The organism is Priestia sp. VA7, from assembly GCF_055710015.1.
This window is the reverse complement of record NZ_JBVQPN010000002.1, coordinates 757468-775472: the sequence shown is the minus strand read 5'-3', so window position 1 is coordinate 775472 and position 18005 is coordinate 757468. Positions and strand designations below refer to the sequence as shown.

At 39.5% G+C, this 18005-nt stretch carries 21 protein-coding genes; 2 read left to right on the top strand and 19 right to left on the bottom strand.

Annotated features, from left to right (window positions below; translation table 11 throughout):
• Positions 1–49: 49 nt before the first annotated feature.
• From panD to AC0C45_RS10400, 10 genes are all read right to left on the bottom strand, one after another.
• Positions 50–433: an aspartate 1-decarboxylase gene (gene panD, locus AC0C45_RS10445; protein ID WP_013056099.1), complete on the bottom strand. Its 384-nt coding sequence runs from the start codon at positions 431–433 to the stop codon at positions 50–52.
• Entirely contained in the window at positions 434–1291 is an 858-nt protein-coding gene (gene panC, locus AC0C45_RS10440) for a pantoate--beta-alanine ligase (RefSeq protein ID WP_237893708.1), read from the bottom strand.
• Between the two features lies 1 nt (position 1292).
• Positions 1293–2126, bottom strand: coding sequence for a 3-methyl-2-oxobutanoate hydroxymethyltransferase (gene panB / locus AC0C45_RS10435; protein WP_014460974.1), 834 nt, complete (start codon positions 2124–2126; stop codon positions 1293–1295).
• A gap of 272 nt (positions 2127–2398) precedes the next feature.
• Complete coding sequence (locus AC0C45_RS10430) at positions 2399–3388, bottom strand: bifunctional biotin--[acetyl-CoA-carboxylase] synthetase/biotin operon repressor (RefSeq protein WP_016763453.1); 990 nt, start codon at positions 3386–3388, stop codon at positions 2399–2401.
• Positions 3373–4566: a CCA tRNA nucleotidyltransferase gene (locus tag AC0C45_RS10425; RefSeq protein WP_028407961.1), complete on the bottom strand. Its 1194-nt coding sequence runs from the start codon at positions 4564–4566 to the stop codon at positions 3373–3375. The genes AC0C45_RS10430 and AC0C45_RS10425 overlap by 16 nt, the downstream gene beginning before the upstream one ends.
• Before the next feature lie 15 nt (positions 4567–4581).
• Positions 4582–5709: an N-acetyl-alpha-D-glucosaminyl L-malate synthase BshA gene (gene bshA / locus AC0C45_RS10420; protein ID WP_034653442.1), complete on the bottom strand. Its 1128-nt coding sequence runs from the start codon at positions 5707–5709 to the stop codon at positions 4582–4584.
• Positions 5710–6420 carry a bacillithiol biosynthesis deacetylase BshB1 gene (bshB1, locus tag AC0C45_RS10415; RefSeq protein ID WP_237893707.1) on the bottom strand — a complete coding sequence of 237 codons (711 nt, stop codon included), beginning with the start codon at positions 6418–6420 and terminating at the stop codon, positions 5710–5712.
• 10 nt (positions 6421–6430) lie between these two features.
• A complete protein-coding gene (gene mgsA, locus AC0C45_RS10410; protein ID WP_013056092.1) occupies positions 6431–6829 on the bottom strand; it encodes a methylglyoxal synthase in 399 nt (132 codons plus the stop codon).
• A gap of 12 nt (positions 6830–6841) precedes the next feature.
• Complete coding sequence (gene dapB, locus AC0C45_RS10405; RefSeq protein ID WP_013082318.1) at positions 6842–7642, bottom strand: 4-hydroxy-tetrahydrodipicolinate reductase; 801 nt, start codon at positions 7640–7642, stop codon at positions 6842–6844.
• 13 nt (positions 7643–7655) lie between these two features.
• Positions 7656–7985, bottom strand: a complete 330-nt coding sequence (locus AC0C45_RS10400; RefSeq protein ID WP_013056090.1) for a nucleotide pyrophosphohydrolase — start codon at positions 7983–7985, stop codon at positions 7656–7658.
• 312 nt (positions 7986–8297) lie between these two features.
• Here AC0C45_RS10400 and AC0C45_RS10395 point away from each other — a divergent pair, with 312 nt between their 5' ends.
• Positions 8298–9164: a YitT family protein gene (locus tag AC0C45_RS10395; RefSeq protein ID WP_013082317.1), complete on the top strand. Its 867-nt coding sequence runs from the start codon at positions 8298–8300 to the stop codon at positions 9162–9164.
• A gap of 28 nt (positions 9165–9192) precedes the next feature.
• Here the strand turns inward: AC0C45_RS10395 and AC0C45_RS10390 are convergent, their stop codons facing one another.
• The 4 genes from AC0C45_RS10390 to AC0C45_RS10375 form a co-directional block, all read right to left on the bottom strand.
• Positions 9193–9870 carry a zinc metallopeptidase gene (locus AC0C45_RS10390; protein ID WP_047930947.1) on the bottom strand — a complete coding sequence of 226 codons (678 nt, stop codon included), beginning with the start codon at positions 9868–9870 and terminating at the stop codon, positions 9193–9195.
• Between the two features lie 64 nt (positions 9871–9934).
• Positions 9935–10711 carry a sporulation protein YpjB gene (locus AC0C45_RS10385; protein ID WP_013082316.1) on the bottom strand — a complete coding sequence of 259 codons (777 nt, stop codon included), beginning with the start codon at positions 10709–10711 and terminating at the stop codon, positions 9935–9937.
• A gap of 84 nt (positions 10712–10795) precedes the next feature.
• The gene (locus AC0C45_RS10380) at positions 10796–11812 is read right to left on the bottom strand and encodes a CAP domain-containing protein (RefSeq protein ID WP_257063098.1); all 1017 of its coding nucleotides are present in this window, start codon (positions 11810–11812) and stop codon (positions 10796–10798) included.
• A 190-nt stretch (positions 11813–12002) separates the two neighbouring features.
• Positions 12003–12422 (bottom strand): CBS domain-containing protein, encoded by a 420-nt coding sequence (locus AC0C45_RS10375; protein WP_013056085.1) that lies wholly within the window; start codon positions 12420–12422, stop codon positions 12003–12005.
• Between the two features lie 185 nt (positions 12423–12607).
• On the opposite strand from AC0C45_RS10375, the gene AC0C45_RS10370 reads away from it, so the two are divergent.
• Positions 12608–12967 (top strand): YugN family protein, encoded by a 360-nt coding sequence (locus tag AC0C45_RS10370; RefSeq protein WP_013056084.1) that lies wholly within the window; start codon positions 12608–12610, stop codon positions 12965–12967.
• Positions 12968–13003: 36 nt separating this feature from the next.
• Here the strand turns inward: AC0C45_RS10370 and ctaG are convergent, their stop codons facing one another.
• The 5 genes from ctaG to coxB are packed head-to-tail and all read right to left on the bottom strand — an operon-like array spanning position 13004 to position 17912.
• The gene (ctaG, locus tag AC0C45_RS10365; protein ID WP_016763449.1) at positions 13004–13942 is read right to left on the bottom strand and encodes a cytochrome c oxidase assembly factor CtaG; all 939 of its coding nucleotides are present in this window, start codon (positions 13940–13942) and stop codon (positions 13004–13006) included.
• Positions 13943–13999: 57 nt separating this feature from the next.
• Positions 14000–14332 (bottom strand): cytochrome c oxidase subunit IVB, encoded by a 333-nt coding sequence (gene ctaF, locus AC0C45_RS10360; RefSeq protein ID WP_013082313.1) that lies wholly within the window; start codon positions 14330–14332, stop codon positions 14000–14002.
• Positions 14333–14336: 4 nt separating this feature from the next.
• A complete protein-coding gene (gene ctaE, locus AC0C45_RS10355; RefSeq protein ID WP_013056081.1) occupies positions 14337–14957 on the bottom strand; it encodes a cytochrome c oxidase subunit III in 621 nt (206 codons plus the stop codon).
• Positions 14957–16822, bottom strand: coding sequence for a cytochrome c oxidase subunit I (gene ctaD / locus AC0C45_RS10350; RefSeq protein WP_013082312.1), 1866 nt, complete (start codon positions 16820–16822; stop codon positions 14957–14959). The genes ctaE and ctaD overlap by 1 nt, the downstream gene beginning before the upstream one ends.
• Before the next feature lie 34 nt (positions 16823–16856).
• A complete protein-coding gene (gene coxB, locus AC0C45_RS10345) occupies positions 16857–17912 on the bottom strand; it encodes a cytochrome c oxidase subunit II (protein WP_016763448.1) in 1056 nt (351 codons plus the stop codon).
• Positions 17913–18005: the final 93 nt, after the last annotated feature.

The following is an 18005-nucleotide window of genomic DNA, read 5'->3' as shown; positions in this document are numbered from 1 at the left end:
CTAGCGTATGTATTTAAATAAAAATCCCCCTCATAAAGGGGGACTGTTCTTATAGAATTGTACCAGCTGGTTCTTGTTTAAGCAATTGTTGGATTTTATTCTGCTCATTCATAATCGCTACGGTTGGATGATGGTGAGCTACTTCTTCATTTGCTACGAGCGCATAAGAGATAATGATGATAATATCCCCAGGCTGCACGAGTCTTGCAGCAGCTCCATTTAAACAAACTACACCGCTCCCGCGTTCGCCGGGAATCACGTACGTTTCCAAGCGAGCTCCGTTATTATTGTTTACAATTTGGACTTTTTCATTTGCTGCGATTCCCACTGCGTCAATGATATCTTCATCAATGGTGATGCTCCCAACATAATTTAAGTTGGCTTCAGTTACATGAGCTCTGTGTATTTTGGCATTCATCATCGTGCGAAACATTTAGTTATCCCCCTGTACGTCTACAATTACATTATCAATTAAACGGGCTTTAGAGAATTGAACAGCTAAAGCAATAATGATTTTGCCAGCGGCTTGCTTAATCGTTTTTAGCTCTGGATACGTATAAACATCGATATAATCCACTTTACCGCTCGTATGTTGCTCAATTTCTTTTCGAATGGTCCCTTTAAGGATTTCTACATGCTTCTCTCCGCTTTCAAGAAGCTGCAGAGCGGTTTGTAAACTCTTAAATAAAACAGGCGCCTCTTCTCTTTCTTTATCTGTTAAATATACGTTACGAGAACTTTTAGCTAATCCGTCTGCTTCTCTCACCGTGTCTACTGCTCTAAGCTCCACGGGGAAATTAAAGTCTTCAATTAAGCTATCTACTACAGCAACTTGCTGCGCATCTTTTTTACCAAAGTATGCACGATCTGGAGTTACAATGTGAAAAAGCTTTGTTAGTACCGTAGCTACTCCATCGAAATGACCGGGGCGCTTCTGTCCACACAATACGTCTACACGATCTGTCACGGTTATAGCAACTGAACGGCTTGACTTATACATTTCCTCTACTGAAGGATAAAATAGGTAGTCGACGTTAGCTTCTTTTGCCACGCGCTCATCACGTTCAAAATCTCTTGGATACGTATCAAAATCTTCATTTGGTCCAAATTGAGTCGGGTTCACAAAAATACTTAGCACCACTACTTCATTTTCTGTGCGAGCTGCTCCAAGCAAAGTAGCGTGGCCTTCATGCAAATAGCCCATCGTCGGGACAAATCCAATTGAATGTCCAAGCTGCTTTTCTTTTTTCATCTCCTGCTGCATGTCTTTAATTGTTGTAATGACTTTCATCTTATTTCCCTCCGTACAGTGCCGTTAACTGCTCTTCTTTCATTGAAAAAGTATGTGCTTCTTTCGGAAACTCTCTTTTTTTCACTTCACTTACATACTGTGAAAGCCCTTGTGAAATAGGCTCATTTATTTTCGCAAATGACTGAACAAATTTGGGCACACGCTCTACGCCGTACGTTAATACATCGTGGTATACAAGTACTTGACCATCCGTGTCAGCTCCTGCTCCGATTCCGATTGTAGGAATGCTTAAGCGTTCAGCTACTTGTTTTGCTACTTGTTTAGGAACACACTCTAATACAACAGCAATAGCTCCCGCCTGCTCACACTTGATCGCGTCTTGGATTAGCTGTTTTGCTTCTTTCGCTTCTTTCCCTTGCACTTTATAACCGCCCAGAACACCGACAGACTGAGGTGTTAACCCGAGATGTGCAACAACCGGAATACCAGCTTGCGTCAATTCTGAAATTGTATAGAGAACATCATTTGCTCCTTCTACTTTTAAAGCATGAGCTCCGCTTTCCTGCATAATGCGAGCAGCATTTCTCATCGTGTCTTCTTTCGACACGTGATAGGACATAAATGGCATGTCGGTGACGATAAATGTATCAGCAGCTCCTCTTTTAACCGCTTTTGTATGATGAATCATGTCATCTACCGTTACAGGAATCGTAGAGTCATATCCTAAAACGACCATTCCTAGAGAATCACCTACTAAAATCATGTCTACGCCTGCTTCCTCAGCGTACTTAGCTGACGGATAATCGTACGCGGTCAGCATCACAATTGGTTCATTGTTTTGTTTCATACGTAAAAAATCTAATTTTGTTTTCACTAACTTTCTCCTCCTTCTCAGAGGAGATGAGCGCACGTCTGCACACAAAAAGCCCTTCTACCTATAAAAGGAAGAAGGACTTTGACAGACTTCATCTATAAAAAGCACACTTTACCTAATGTGCTTACCTATGCGTCATCCCTCTGTCCTAGTCCTTAATGGATCAAGGCAGATTTATTGTCGTATTAAAAATAAACAAACGAGTATCAAGTGAAGTTCTTGCGATACTACCTTGATACTCGTATTATAATAAAAATTTCTTTATTTTTCTACTATTTTTTAGCAGAGAGCTCAATATCTGCAGAATGAATTCGGTGTATAACTCCTTCATCATCTTCAATCAATAAAACGCCTTCATCTGTTATGCCTTTTGCAAAGCCTTCAATGTTGGCTGTCATCGTGCGCGCTATAATTCGCTTGCCAATACTAATTGCATACGTTTCCCAAAGAACTTTAATTAAACCAAAGCCATTTTTTAAGTATTCTTCGTAAAGGGTTTCTAACTTTAAGAAAAACGCTTGCATCAAAGCTGCACGATTAATTTCTTCACCTTTTTCAATACGTAAAGATGTGGCAATGTGTTTGATTTGTTCATTAAAATCCGTTTCCTGCTGATTCACATTGATGCCGATTCCAATGATGACCGAATGAATCCGGTCAAAATCAGCCTGCATTTCTGTTAAAATCCCAACTAGCTTCTTCCCATTTAATAAAACATCATTAGGCCATTTAATGTCTGGAGAAAGGTTCGTCACTTCTTGAATGGCCTGTACAACAGCCACTGCTGATAGTAGAGTCAGCTGAGGAGCCTGCTGCGGTGGGATAGAAGGACGCAGTATAATACTCATCCAGGCACCAGTATATTTTGGGGAATACCACGCTCTATCAAGTCTTCCTCTCCCTGCCGTTTGCTCTTCAGCAACTACGACCGTTCCTTCTTTGGCTCCTTCTTGAGCAATTCGATGAGCAATCTTTTGAGTAGAATGCACGCTTTCCTCATAATGAATATACTGACCGATTTTTGTTGTTTGGAGCCCTAATAAAAGCTCGTTGCTGCTTACTTTGTTCGGCTTCCCAACAATACGATAGCCCTTTTTACGAACAGCTTCAAGTTCATAGCCCTCTTTTCGCAGCTCTTCGATATGCTTCCATACAGCTGTTCTTGAACAGCCTAATAAATCGCTGATCTTTTGGCCAGAGACATAGTCCCCATCTGCGTTCGTAAACATTTCAAGCAGCGTTCTTCTTATATCTGACTGCAAGACTGCACCCACTTTCTTATTGAAGATTTCGTGTTCATTAACTCATTGTATAGAACTTTCTCCTCAATTTCTTTTAACAGTTGAGACACCCATGGACCACCCTTTTTACCTGTCCACACTAAAAGATCTTGACCATTTATATCTAAATCTTTTAAAGAATGAATAGGCAGCTCGCTATAGATGTAAAGAAGCTCATGTTCATTCATATGCTCATTGCTTCGAAGAAGTTGTAAAATACGATTCACGCTTACGCTGGCCTGCTCTCCAATTGTATACATGATGCGTTTTGACCATCCATTTTCCAAAACGTCTCGAAGACCAATAGACTGAAGCTGAATATCTTTAATTTGCTTATTAGATAATTTCCAGCTTTTAAAAAATGCCTGCTTGTCTTGAATGTCGAGTAGATGTACCAGAAGTGTCCATGACTCCGATACTCGCTGAAGCATCATCCAATCGTGTGCACAAACAGATCGGAATTTTTGCGGATCTACATTCAATTGGGGCAAGTAGCGATATAGCTCCGTATCTGCTACAAGTGCTAATGCTAAAGACGGACGCTTTCCGCTCAGCATTTTTTCGAATTCCACTGTAATGCGTTCAATAGAAACATGCCTCAGCAGTTCACCGTATTGTTGAATGGCTCTTTTAGTTTGATCAGACAGCGAAAACGCCAGCTGACTGACAAAGCGAACGGCTCTCATCATACGAAGAGCATCTTCATGAAAGCGTTCTTTAGCATTTCCGACAGTACGAATTAACTGGTTTCGCAAATCTTCTCTTCCATTAAATGGATCAATGATTTCTCCTTTTGCATTCATAGCCATTGCATTGATTGTAAAATCGCGACGCTGCAAATCTTCTATCAGAGACGAAATAAACGTAACGGACGAGGGACGACGAAAATCATCATATTCTCCCTCAGAGCGAAAAGTGGTTACCTCATAGGTCTCGTTCTCATGGACAACGACAACCGTACCATGCTCGATTCCTACATGAATCGTCTTAGGAAAGAGTTCCATCACTTGTTCAGGCCTAGCTGACGTAGCGATATCAATATCTCCAATCGTCCGATTTAAAATGAGATCCCTAACCGCTCCTCCAACAAAATACGCTTCGTAACCGGCTGTCTCCAGTTTTTCAATAATATAAAGCGGATGAATGAACGGTTCTTTCATAACTTCCTCCATTCTTCAACCCTGTACCAATTTATAATAAAGTTTTTCATATTGACTCACAATCTCTGTTGAATGAAATTTATGATTAACTGCGCTTAGAGACGCTTCCCTCATTTGGTGATGCAGCTGTTCATTTTCAAGTAGCTGAATTGCTTTGCTCGCTGCGTCTTCGACGTCTCCCACTTCGCAAATATATCCTGTTTTTTCGTGTTCAATTACTTCAGGAATTCCGCCTATATTTGTTCCGATGCATGGAACACCACAGGCCATAGCTTCTAAAAGTACAAGCCCAAAGCTTTCTTTTTCAGACAATAACAGTTTTAAATCGCTAATCGAATATAATTCTGCTACATTTTCTTGTTTCCCAAGAAATAATACAGAATCTTGAAGATTTAGCTCTCTTACTAATTGAGACACAACCGTCATTTCAGGGCCGTCTCCTACAAGCAGCAGCTTAGACTGAAGCTTTTTATTAATAATAGCAAATGTTTTGACTATATCTGTAACTCGTTTGACTTGACGAAAGTTGGAAATATGAATAACGACTTTTTCATTTTCTAATATGCCATACTCCGCTTTTAAATACTGCACTTCTTTTTTATGATAAACTCGTTCATCAATAAAATTATACATCGTTTCAATTTCTTTATCTGGACTAATCAAATGGTGAGTTTGATCAACAAGTGACTGAGATACAGCCGTCACTGCATCTGATTTCTCAATTCCAAATTTAATTAAGTCTTTTAACGATGGATCCTCTCCTAGAACCGTAATGTCTGTCCCATGAAGAGTCGTCACAATTTTCACTTCGTGCTCCACCATTTGTTTAGCTAAAATCCCGCAAACGGCATGGGGGATTGCATAGTGCGTATGAATAATGTCAAGCTTTTCTCTTTTAGCCACTTCAGCCATTTTACTGGATAAAGCCAGATCATACGGAGGGTATTTAAAGACGGAGTACTGATTTACATCTACTTCGTGAAAATAAATATTTGGATATACTTTCGTCAATCTAAAAGGCATGCTAGAGGAAATAAAATGAATTTCGTGCCCTTTTTCAGCCAGCAGCTTCCCTAGCTCCGTTGCTACCACTCCTGAACCTCCAACGGAAGCATAACATGTAATACCAATTTTTAACTTCATTTATTTTCCACCTACTAAATCGTCGTACATCAAAATCGGTTTTTTAGATAAAAAACCTTCAGCGTATGCTACCCCGACTTCTTTGCCAAATAATCGCTCTCTGCTCTCTACCGTTTCAATATATCCGTTTACCAGCGGCGTATCAAACGTATCTGCTGTTTTTATAAATTGACTTTCATAAGCCTCTAGACTAGCTACTTTCTTTTGAAACGTGCTTGATACATCTACGATAAAATCTGGCTTATGAAATCCATTTATCATATAGAAATAAAGAGACTCAGCACGATGAGCTTTTTGCTTTTTATAATCGATATAATTTTTAACGCCAGCGGAAAACATGGCCTCTTCTACAAGCTTTGCACAATTTCCATGATCAGGATGACGATCTTCAAAGTAAGGAGCAAATATAATCCTTGGTTGATACGTGCGAATGACTGAGGCTATTTCAGCTATATACTCTGCCTTTAAAACCAAACCTCTGTCTGGTAAATGCAGATGAATTCGCTCATGAACACCTAAGACATCAGCAGCTTTAGACGCTTCTTGTTTTCGAATTTCAACCGTTCCATTTGAAGAAAGTTCAGCTTGCGTCAAATCGCAAATAACTACCTTCAAACCTTGTTCACTCATTCTTGCAATGGTTCCACCCATGCCGATTTCTACATCATCGGCATGAGCACCAAAGGCAAGGATATCTATTGTTTCTTTCATTATCTTCACCCTATTTTTTTATAATTGAACGCCAATGCAAATCGCCTCGTTCAAGTCCATGAATTAAAATCTCTGCTGTTCCCATATTCGTTGCAAGAGGAACCGCATAGACGTCACATAGGCGCATCAGAGCTGAAATATCAGGTTCATGAGGCTGAGCTGTCAACGGATCTCGGAAAAAAATAACCATATCCATTTCATTTTGAGCAATTAAAGCTCCTATCTCCTGATCTCCTCCAAGCGGTCCTGATTGAAAGCGGTGAACCTTCAAACCTGTTGCTTCTGAAATACGCGTTCCTGTTGTTCCTGTTGCGAACAGCGAATGTTCCTGTAAAATCGCTTGATAGGCTGTTGTGAATTGTACCATATCATTTTTCTTTTTATCATGTGCAATTAAGGCGATTTTCATTTTTCTCGCTCCTTAGTCAATAATATTTTCTAATCCATATACAAGTGTGTCTACGTTCATAACTGTGTCAACAGCTAGCTTCACACCTGACATAAAAGAAGCACGGTTGTATGAATCATGACGGATTTTTAATGTTTGTCCAAATCCTCCGAACATCACTTCTTGGTGAGCAATCAGCCCTGGCAGGCGTACGCTATGTAGGCGGATTCCTTCATAATCTGCACCGCGCGCCCCTTCTAGCAATTCTTTTTCCTCAGGATGACCCTGTTTTTTTGCTTCACGAACTTCACTGATAAGCTCCGCTGTTTTTAAGCCTGTTCCTGATGGTGCATCTAACTTTTGATCGTGATGCATTTCAATAATTTCAACATCATCAAAGTACTTAGCTGCCATTTGTGAAAACTTCATCATTAAAATAGCGCCAATTGCAAAATTAGGCGCAATGATACAGCCAAGTTCCTTCTCTTCAGCAAGCTGCTGTAATTCTTTTAAATCTTCTTCTGAAAAGCCAGTTGTTCCTACAACAGGTCTTACTCCATATGTTAGGGCTGTTTTAGTATGAACGCGCCCAATTTCAGGTGTTGTCAAGTCAACTAAAACATCTGCCTTAACGTCTTGAAAACATTTTTCAATATCCGTGTAGATTGGTGCCTGTACATTTGGCATTCCTTCAATATCACTTATGTATTTTCCTTCATTGATACGATCTACCGCTGCTACTAATTCAAAATGCTCTGTTTCTTCTATTAATAATACAGCTTCTTTTCCCATACGACCTCTTGGTCCTGCAAGTACAATTCGAATTTTGTCCATTCTTTTTCTCTCCTTAGTCTTCTTTTTTCGTCCAGCGATCTTTGTCACGCGTATTAAATTTATTCATAACGCGATCATGCGCTTCTTGTAAATCAATATTTAATGAATTTGCAAAGCAAATTAATACAAATAAAATGTCGCCCATTTCTTCTTCGACCGTACGTTCTGCTTCAGTCGTTTTCTTCGGCTTTTCACCATAATAGTGGTTAATTTCGCGCGATAATTCGCCCACTTCTTCCGACATGCGCGCAAGCATAGCAAGAGGACTAAAATATCCTTCTTTAAATTGGCTAATATATGCATCAACTTCTTGTTGCATTTGCTCCATCGTTTTTTTTGACATCTTTTTATTTCACCTCTTTTAGAAGTACACTCAGCTTACTATTATAACATCTTTACTTCAAATTATTTAGTGTAATTACTTCTTCTTACCAAGCCTTTATCAGATGCTCTTTCGCAATATTCCTCACGTTGCCCTTAATTCTCAAAAATCTGTCTATATTTTACGAATTGAGGATACTACTAATACATAGCACTAGAAGAAACATCATCACTTTTTACTATTTTCAAAAATCTTTTCGATAGTTATTTACGAAATGAAATATATTCCTTTATGATAAGGTAGTGCAAAAACGGTCATAGGAGGTTTGTAAGTATGAAAGGTCTCAGATTAAAAAATATTATTTTTATACTGCTTGGTGCTGCCATATTTGCGTTTGGACTTGTTAATTTTAACATGCAAAACAATTTAGCTGAAGGTGGATTCACAGGCATTACCCTGCTTTTATTTTTCTTATTTAACATTGATCCCTCTTATTCTAACTTAGTGTTAAATATTCCTTTGTTTTTTGTAGGGTGGAAACTATTAGGGAGAACAGCATTTATTTATACCATGCTCGGAGTCGTTAGCTTATCCCTATTTTTATGGATATTCCAGCGCTTCCCAGTGAATATGCCCCTGCGTCATGATATGACTCTAGCAGCTCTTTTTGCCGGTGTTTTTATTGGAGTGGGTCTTGGCATTATTTTCAGGTTTGGAGGAACAACAGGAGGAGTCGATATCATCGCACGTGTTGTGCAAAAATATATCGGGTGGAATATGGGGAAAACGATGTTTCTTTTTGACTTTATTGTGATTAGTGCGTCTCTCATTTATTTATCCTACCGAGAAGCTATGTACACACTTGTTGCGGTCTTTGTCGCTGCACGGGTTATTGACTTTATGCAAGACGGCGCGTATGCCGCCAAAGGAGCAACGATCATTTCAAATCATAACGAAGCCATATCGGATAAAATTATGAAAGAAATGGATCGAGGCGTGACGATTTTAAAAGGACAAGGTTCTTTTTCTAAGCAAGATACCAACGTGCTATACTGCGTGGTTAGTAAAAATGAAATTTTCCGTTTAAAGCAAGTTATTACTTCTGTAGATCCGCACGCATTCGTTGCAGTTACGGATGTTCATGATGTCTTAGGCGAAGGATTTACCCTTGATGAAAATAAAAAACCGCTTGAAAGATAAAAAAATACCGCTAATGCGGTATTTTTTTTTAGTCGTCGTTATTCATTCCTGTATAAATCATGATTAAACGAACCAACTCAAGAACTGCTACGGCTGCAGCTGCTACGTATGTTAAAGCCGCTGCGTTAAGCACTTTACGCGTCTCGCGCTCTTCGTCATTTCTAATCGCTCCGACTGAGACGATTTGCCTCATCGCTCGGCTTGAAGCGTTAAATTCAACAGGCAGTGTTACAAGTTGGAATACGACAGCTGCTGCCATGAAGATAATTCCAAGTAGTAATAACCCACTAGCCTGCGCGATAATTCCAATCATAATTAAGATCCATGATACGTTAGACCCTAAACTTGCTACCGGCACAAGCGAGTGACGAAGGCGTAAAAACGAATAGTTTTCTTTGTCTTGAATCGCGTGTCCCACTTCGTGAGCCGCAACGGCAGCGCCTGCGACAGACGTTCCGTAGTAGTTGTCTTCTGATAAACGAATGACTTTTGAGCGAGGATCGTAGTGATCCGATAAAAATCCGCCTACAGGCTCTACGTGAACGTTGTACAATCCGTTTTCATCCAAAATTTTTCTTGCTACTTCTGCGCCTGTCATTCCTGATGAGTTGCTTACTTTTGAATATTTTTTGTAAGCACTTCTCACCTTAAACTGTGCCCAAATTGGCACAAGGATAATAATGAGAAAATAAATCAAAAAGCTCATTTACCCACACCTTTCATTATGTGTTTGACTACTCTTTTATTTTAGACAATTCTGCGCTTTTACGTCAATCATTACGCCCTCTAGCTGACTTTCTTTTCTGGTCAGCAAAATATTTCCGCGCTCCTACATAAAAAAGTGTAGCAATAATAATACTTCCGGTGGTAATTGTAACCCAAATAAAAGACGGGTCTGTACGATTTTCTTTTACTTGTTCAAAAAAATCTTTTAAGTTTTGTTCCATTTGGTTAAACTGCTCATCGTTAATCTCACTTAGCGTTCCTTCAGTTTGTAAAAAGTGAACGTCCGCGCTCACACGCTGTACATAGGGAGACGACACGTCTACCTGCGCGCTCGGTAAGATCATATCATATTCCTTCAAAAATTGCTTAAGCTGCGCTTCATAAGCCGATTGTTCTCCTTTTACCGCTTCATTTCGCATCTCTTTAAATGTTGCTAGCATACTGCCTTCGAGCTCAGTCCACATAGGCTGATGCTTGCTGTGCAGCGCATCGACTAACAATCGAAATTGAGTAGCTTTTTGAAGACGTTCTTCATCACTGGAATCAGAAGATAAAAGAGACCTTTCTACCTGTTCATAACAAAGAGTTAAAATACGTATATCTTCGGCCGATACGCCCAAAGAAGCTGTATTGAGACTGGTAAATTCATTCGAAAAGTTTCTGAACAAATGTTGGGCTGCTTTATACTCCTTTTGCTCTACAAGCGATAGCGTTTGATCAGATAAGTTATCAAGCTTTTCCCACTGCCCTTCAGCTGCATGTACAGTAGTCGTATATGCAAAGAAAAGTACGAGCAATATTCCTACTATTCTTCCTTTCATTCTCGTCCCTCCTCTAACCTCTACTAAAACTTATGAGAAAGAGGACAAGAGTAGACCAATTTTCAAAAGGAAGTTTTAATCTTACTATTCATTCATCGGAGTGATAAAGTTTTGCGTGTAATATTTCTCATATACACCTACACCAAGACGCGTAAACTCTTTATTGAGTAAAGCCTTACGATGTCCCTCACTATTAAGCCACCCTTCAACCGCAGCGATTCCATCCTGATAATTCGAGGCAATATTTTCGCCCGCGATACGGTATACTACATCACCTTTTTGCAGACGGTTGCCTAAATCACCTTGTGCTGGTGAAACGTGAGAGAAATAGTTTAAGTCGCTCATTTCTTTGCTGTGTAAATAAGCTACTCCGGCAGTGGCTTCGTCCCAAGCTAAAGGCGACAGCTGAAACCGGTCTCGAATTACATTTGTAATATCGATAATTTGCTGCTCTTCTCCTTCTTGGACACTTTTCCACTCCTCCGATGTCAATGACGGAGCTGTGGGAAGGTCGCCGCGGTAAACAATTTCGTACGGACGCTGTTTTAATAGCGTGTCCATGTCCATAATTCGAATACTTGAGATTGTATTAAGGAACTGATCAAAATATAGTTGGACGTATACATCTCCATATTTAATAATAGGACGCATTTTCATATCCTCTTCACTCAGACGAAATCGGTATTCATTTCCGTCTTTTTGAAGCGTGAGTTCCGATGAAAGTGAAACTCTTTTTTCTACTTCCTCTCGCTTCTCACCAATCTCAAAAGGATCTGTATTTGTTTTTGAGCCAATGACGTATACAGATACGACTTGATTATTTTCTACTCCTACCTGCACATAAGTTTGACGATTCTTTTTGTAAATCCACCAATCATAGCCATATGCAGAAGAATCAATACGATCCGGCTCTCCAAGCATTCCAATTAACTGTTCTGAATGATCTCCAATGAGCCTCATCATATTTTCACTTTGTTTTTCATAAGAAGCCACTTCTTGTGTGGGCTGACTTTTGGAATCCTTTTGGTTTTGCTCAATATTTTGACCCGTTAGATATTTTTCTAGCTGAGGTAAATAATCCTCCGCGTATACAAATGCCACTATTAATACGAGAATAAAAATAACTTTTTTCAGCTTTTCTTCCTCTCCTTACACCTGTTTTCTTTACCTGTTTAACTTATTTTTATCTCTATTATACATGCATTCAAAAAAAAATAGCTATCGGTATGAAGGAAACAAAAGAAAAAGCCAACTATTTACGAATATACTGCAAACAGTTGGCTTTCGCTTTTTAATGCGTTTGTTGTGAAATGTCTGAGAGCGCTTCTCCTGCACGTTCATTTGCATAGCGAAACGTTGATAAATCACCTAGCGATACAATCCCTACTAGCTTTTGATTTTCCACAACAGGAAGACGACGGATTTGATGTTGAGCCATAAGCTTAGAAGCTTCTTCTACAGAGGCTTCCGCTGTAATAGTTATAAGCTCTTCACTCATAACATCCGTTACTTTACTTGAATTTGGCTTCTTTTCTGCAATGCCTTTGATAACTAAGTCTCGATCTGTAATCATTCCTACTAGCTGGTCTCTATCGACAATTGGAATTGCTCCTACATTCCATTCCTTCATTTTCACTGCTACTTCATATACGTTATCAAGCGTGGTGCATGTTTCCGTATCAGCTGTCATTACCTCTTGTACAGTTTTCATTATTTTATCCTCCTTTACATCGTGTGTTCGTTTTATAGTGTGACCAACTTTTTAGTAAACTTTCGTATTTAAAACGTTTAAATAAAAATAGATAACGTTTACATTTTTCCTTATTAGATATTGCAAGTTTTATCCATTCGGCTTATGATTTAATTGGGGTATATCTGTTTTGGGAGGGAGTTCATATGAAATTTGAATATGCAAAATTTGATTCATTAAAGGTTGATTTAGATTTATTAGATGAGATTATGCATCAATTTGGTCTGGTCCGCGCCGGACAATGGGATTATGAACGCGTCACGTACGATCGAAAATTCGAGTTTCAGCGAGATACCTTCTATTTGCGAGTCCAAGGACATGCTATTTCAGGCGACGTAGGGGGCAGGCATGCTGTTATTCATCTTATGACACCTCTACTAGGCAAACATTATTATCCGCACGGTGTAGAATATGGAGACGGCGAATACTTTCCGCCATCCCTTGTAGAACAGTGTGAAAAGATATTAACACAAATCAAATCACAGCTTGAAACCGTTCAGCTATAGAATTAGAAAAAGCGCAGTAATCACACTGCGCTTTTTTTAATTCAAAGGAGGAGTAGACGGAAATTCCTTTGGTTTTATATCTTGAGGCTCAGTAAAATCGGGCATGTACATATCTTTCTCTCGTTCTTTTCGAGCCCACTGAAAAAAAATAAAGCCTAAAACCGTTCCATACACAATTTCTTGAATGATCTTCATAATAACGCCGCCTAGCTGCTGATCTTCCACGGGCGGCAGCGTATTAAACATCTCGGGAGCAAGCTGCCCTAAACTTGCAATCATAGAAGGCGGTACACAAAGGGAAAGAGCTTGTACCCAAGCGCTTGAATCTGTATACGTCGCATATAAAGAATGATTTGCAAAAATAATCAGCGCGCATGCTGGAGTAAGGAGTACGCCATCTGCAAAAATGTATCCAAGCTTTTTTAAAGAACTTAGCTTTTGTTCTTCTTCTAGCTGATTAACGAGTGGCCACCACATGCAAAATGCAGCGACAAATAATACAACACTCACGATTCCGTGGAGCATCATATCCGTTTTAATAAAATCAAAAAGCAGCGGAATATGATACAAAGAGAATAACCCATTGAATAATAGTAGCGCAATTAAGGGCTGTGTAAAGAATTTAAAAATAGGTTTAACTCCTCTTACATAAATAACAGAACGAGCTAACCACGGCGGAATTCCTAAAATAAAAAGCGGAGGAATCACCAAGTAAACGATTGCCATTTGCGTCATATGAGCACTAAACATAAAATGCCCTAGTAAATCTACAGGTCCTCCTTTACATATATATAAAAGAACCATGCTAATAACAAAATACGCTTTTGTTTTTCTGTTTACGGCCACCGCTCCTATAAAATTCCCTCTCCATCTACCAACGATGAAAAAATATAAGGCGGTCACCAGACAAATGGTTAAAAAATAGTAAGGACTCCAAAGTGCTTCAAAACCAAACATCTGCAAATTGTTAATCAACGTCTATTCCTCCTTCTACAGATGATGAAAAGGACTGGCGCATGCCAGCCCTTTTCTTTACCACCAAATAATGGTTACAAAAGCTAAAATGGTTAAAAGAGCTACCAATACACCTGAATACAAGAAAAATGCTGGTATGGTATGTCCTTTGTGGTTCATATGCATGAAATAATAAAGTTGAAAGATGACTTGAACAACGGCCAAGAGCACAATCACCGGCATAATGTACCATCCGCTAAACTCTTGATAAACCGCAAAAAAAGCAATTAGCGTTAGAAACAACATCATCCCAAAAGAGATAACTTGCATTTTCATATCTTCTGCGTTTCTTTTTTTACGATAATCTAAATTGAGCCTTGGGTTATCTGAGTTTGATTGATTTGTCGTCATCAGCTTATCCCACCATTCCCATTAAATATACAACCGTGAAAATAAAGACCCACACAACATCGATAAAGTGCCAGTATAAACTTGCGACATAATATTTAGGAGCGTTATATAAGTTTAACCCCCGCTTCGCATTTCGAATCATCAAAGAACCAATCCAAAGCAATCCGAACGTTACGTGAGCTCCGTGGGTCCCAACCAGCGCGTAGAAAGAAGAACCGAATGCGCTGCTTGTAAACGTATGCCCTTCATGAACATAATGCCTGAACTCATAAATTTCTAGCCCTAAAAACGCTAAGCCTAAAAGCCACGTAACGCCTAACCATAGCTGCATCTTTTTAAATTCAAAATTTTTCATATGATACATAGCATATACGCTTGTTAGTGAACTTGTTAATAAAATCATGGTGGCTGCAAAAACAAGCTTAATATCAAACAATTCTTCTGGCTTAGGTCCTGACATCGTTGAATTACGTAAAGCTAAATAAGTAGCAAAAAGTGAAGCAAACAAAACCGTCTCTCCGCCTAAAAAGAGCCAAAAGCCAGTAAATTTATTTTTCCCTTCAAGCGTTGCTTTTTCAGGCGAAGCAGGGAAAGTTTCAGCAGTTAGCTTTTGTTCAGTCTCCATTACATCTTCGCCTCCTTGTCATCATCAACTAAGTCTTCTTTATGAATATGAAAGCCGTGATCATCAATCCATGAACGGAAGAACATCGATAAAAACATGACGATCATTCCGATAATCCCTACAATATCTCCCCACGCATGATCATTTCGATACAAAAAGCCAATCCCTGCAATAAACATTCCAAGCGATATCATAAATGGAATAAACGATGAGTTTGGCATATGAATATCACCAAGAGGTTCGGCTGGCGTCATTTCTTTATTTCCTGCCATTTTTTCAATCCAATATGCATCTAACCCGCGTACAAGCGGCGTTTGTTTAAAGTTATACTCTGGAGGCGGAGATGAAATAGCCCATTCTAATGTGCGTCCGTCTCCCCAAGGGTCTCCTCCTACCTTTTGTCCTTTGGCAGTTGTTTTTATAATATTAACCAGTAAAATGAGCGTAGCAACCGCCATGAAAGCAGCTCCTGATGAACTGATTGCATTCCCAAGGTCAAGACCTTGATTAGGCAAGAACGTCCATACGCGGCGAGGCATCCCCATTAGTCCTAAGAAATGCTGAATAAAGAACGTTAAGTGGAAACCAATCAAAAAGAGCCAGAACGTTGCTTTGCTTAACTTTTCATCTAACATCTTCCCAAACATTTTTGGCCACCAGTATGTGACACCTGCTAATATAGCGTATACGACACCGCCTACGATAACGTAATGGAAGTGAGCAACGATAAAATAAGAATCTTGAAATTGATAATCTGCAGGTGCTACAGCTGCCATAACTCCTGTTACTCCCCCGATAACAAATGATGGAATAAAAGCGACAGCATACAGCATTGGAGACGTAAACTCAATACTTCCTCCCCAAAGCGTAAACAACCAGTTGAAAATTTTAATTCCAGTTGGAACGGCGATAGCCATCGTAGCGACAGCAAAAATGGCATTTGCAATTGGACCAAGTCCGGTTGTAAACATGTGGTGAGCCCACACCATGAACCCTAAAAATCCGATTAATACGGTAGCAAAAACCATCGACGAGTACCCGAATAATCTCTTTCTTGAAAAAGTAGGTAAAATTTCAGAGAAAACACCAAACGCTGGAAGAATTAAAATATATACTTCCGGATGACCGAATATCCAGAAAAGATGTTCCCAGATAATGGTGTTCCCACCCATTGTGGCGTCAAAAAAGTTTCCCCCGAATAATCGGTCAAAAATCATTAAAAACAATCCAACCGTTAGTGCTGGAAACGCAAACAAAATAAGGGCTGATGCAACAAACGTCGTCCACGTAAACAGCGGCATACGCATATAAGTCATACCTGGCGCCCTCATGTTAATGATTGTCACGAGAAAGTTGATACCTGAAATCAATGTCCCGGCTCCGGAAATCTGCAAACCTATCGCATAAAAATCAATTCCGTGACCAGGTGATGCAATAGACAGCGAAGCATATGAGGTCCACCCTGCATCAGGTGCTCCTCCTAAAAACCAGCTTAGATTTAAAAAGAGTCCCCCAAAGGCAAACAACCAAAAACCTAACAAATTTAAAAATGGAAATGCTACATCTCGAGCTCCAATTTGCAGCGGAACAACTGCATTCATCATGGCAAAAAGAAGCGGCATTGCGGCTAAGAAAATCATTGTTGTTCCATGCATTGTTAAAATTTCATTATACGTTCCTGCACTAACAAAGTCATTGCTTGGTATAGCCAGCTGAATACGTATAAATAGCGCTTCCACTCCTCCGACTAGAAAAAAGATACCGCCGGCAATTAGATAAAGAATGGCAATTTTCTTATGGTCAACGGTTGTCATAAAGTCCCAAATTGTTCCACCTACACCCTTCTTTTGACTGAGTGTACTCATCGCTAAACCTCCCCTTTTAAAAACGACTGGACGTTTATTTTTCTTTTAAACTCATTAAATAGTCTGCTAGCTCATTCACTTGTTCATCTGTTAAGTCAGGATATGTACCACTCATCTTATTACCCGGCTTAACTTTTTCAGGGTCTTTTAACCATTTTTTGATATTTTCCTTGTTGTGAGGAAGCACCCCAGCTACACGCTCACGTTCAGAAAAACCGGCTAAGTTTGGTGCTTGACGAGCTTGTTCTGGACGATTGTCTTTGACGTCAACAGCATGACATCCGATACAGCTTTCATTAAAGACCTCTTGACCAGCTTTCGCGGATGCTGTTTCTACATCAGGCTTTGCCTTTTTCAAATCTTTTGCCCACGTATCAAATTCATCGCTTGATACAGCCCGTACTTTAAAGTCCATAAGAGAATGAGATGGACCGCAAAGCTCAGCACATTTTCCGTAGAAAACCCCGTTAGCTTCCTTCGATTTTTTAGAATCAAACACTAGCCAGAATTTATTATCATTTTCTGTGTTAGCATCGAGCTTTCCTCCAACTGAAGGAATCCAGAATGAGTGCTTGACGTCAGAAGCTTTAATGTTAAAGTAGACTTTTTTATCCGTTGGAACAACTAGATCTTGCGATGTAATAATTTTTTGATTAGGATACTCAAATTCCCACCAGTACAAGTTAGCGCGCACATTTACTACGACAGCATCTTTGTCCTTCATTCCTTTTACATCCGCTAGCTTAAATGTTGAGATGACCGTTGGAACAGTCAAAATAATCAGCAGCAAGATAGGGATCACTGTCCATATAATTTCTAACTTTCTGCTTCCCTCTACTTGCTTTGGAATCACATTTTCTTCGCCTTTACGACGACGAAAGCGCAAAATAACAAATATAAAGATAATGGTGACAACAATAATAACTAAAACCATGATGGCTGTACTAAGCAGCATAAGCGAATATTGTTCTTCAGCTACCTCACCTGCAGGCTTAAGTGTTGACAAAAACGGTTTTCCACAGGCCGATAACACGAATGCAAGCAGCGTAAATAACGACAAAACGCGAAAGTTCAATCGCCATTTTTTCATACCATTCCCCAACCTCTCTTTCATTGACGTGATTTCATCTATGCCCTCTTGAGCATAAAACTTATTCCTTCTATAATGAATTCTACATGTAGA

What these genes read in the sequence shown, in the direction of transcription:
- panD (WP_013056099.1), bottom strand. Translation starts at nt 433, where the DNA reads ATGTTTCGCACGATGATGAATGCCAAAATACACAGAGCTCATGTAACT.
- panC (WP_237893708.1), bottom strand. Translation starts at nt 1,291, where the DNA reads ATGAAAGTCATTACAACAATTAAAGACATGCAGCAGGAGATGAAAAAA.
- AC0C45_RS10425 (WP_028407961.1), bottom strand. Translation starts at nt 4,566, where the DNA reads ATGAAAGAACCGTTCATTCATCCGCTTTATATTATTGAAAAACTGGAG.
- bshA (WP_034653442.1), bottom strand. Translation starts at nt 5,709, where the DNA reads ATGAAGTTAAAAATTGGTATTACATGTTATGCTTCCGTTGGAGGTTCA.
- bshB1 (WP_237893707.1), bottom strand. Translation starts at nt 6,420, where the DNA reads ATGAAAGAAACAATAGATATCCTTGCCTTTGGTGCTCATGCCGATGAT.
- mgsA (WP_013056092.1), bottom strand. Translation starts at nt 6,829, where the DNA reads ATGAAAATCGCCTTAATTGCACATGATAAAAAGAAAAATGATATGGTA.
- dapB (WP_013082318.1), bottom strand. Translation starts at nt 7,642, where the DNA reads ATGGACAAAATTCGAATTGTACTTGCAGGACCAAGAGGTCGTATGGGA.
- AC0C45_RS10400 (WP_013056090.1), bottom strand. Translation starts at nt 7,985, where the DNA reads ATGTCAAAAAAAACGATGGAGCAAATGCAACAAGAAGTTGATGCATAT.
- AC0C45_RS10395 (WP_013082317.1), top strand. Translation starts at nt 8,298, where the DNA reads ATGAAAGGTCTCAGATTAAAAAATATTATTTTTATACTGCTTGGTGCT.
- AC0C45_RS10390 (WP_047930947.1), bottom strand. Translation starts at nt 9,870, where the DNA reads ATGAGCTTTTTGATTTATTTTCTCATTATTATCCTTGTGCCAATTTGG.
- AC0C45_RS10385 (WP_013082316.1), bottom strand. Translation starts at nt 10,711, where the DNA reads ATGAAAGGAAGAATAGTAGGAATATTGCTCGTACTTTTCTTTGCATAT.
- AC0C45_RS10375 (WP_013056085.1), bottom strand. Translation starts at nt 12,422, where the DNA reads ATGAAAACTGTACAAGAGGTAATGACAGCTGATACGGAAACATGCACC.
- AC0C45_RS10370 (WP_013056084.1), top strand. Translation starts at nt 12,608, where the DNA reads ATGAAATTTGAATATGCAAAATTTGATTCATTAAAGGTTGATTTAGAT.
- ctaF (WP_013082313.1), bottom strand. Translation starts at nt 14,332, where the DNA reads ATGACGACAAATCAATCAAACTCAGATAACCCAAGGCTCAATTTAGAT.
- ctaE (WP_013056081.1), bottom strand. Translation starts at nt 14,957, where the DNA reads ATGGAGACTGAACAAAAGCTAACTGCTGAAACTTTCCCTGCTTCGCCT.
- ctaD (WP_013082312.1), bottom strand. Translation starts at nt 16,822, where the DNA reads ATGAGTACACTCAGTCAAAAGAAGGGTGTAGGTGGAACAATTTGGGAC.
- coxB (WP_016763448.1), bottom strand. Translation starts at nt 17,912, where the DNA reads ATGAAAAAATGGCGATTGAACTTTCGCGTTTTGTCGTTATTTACGCTG.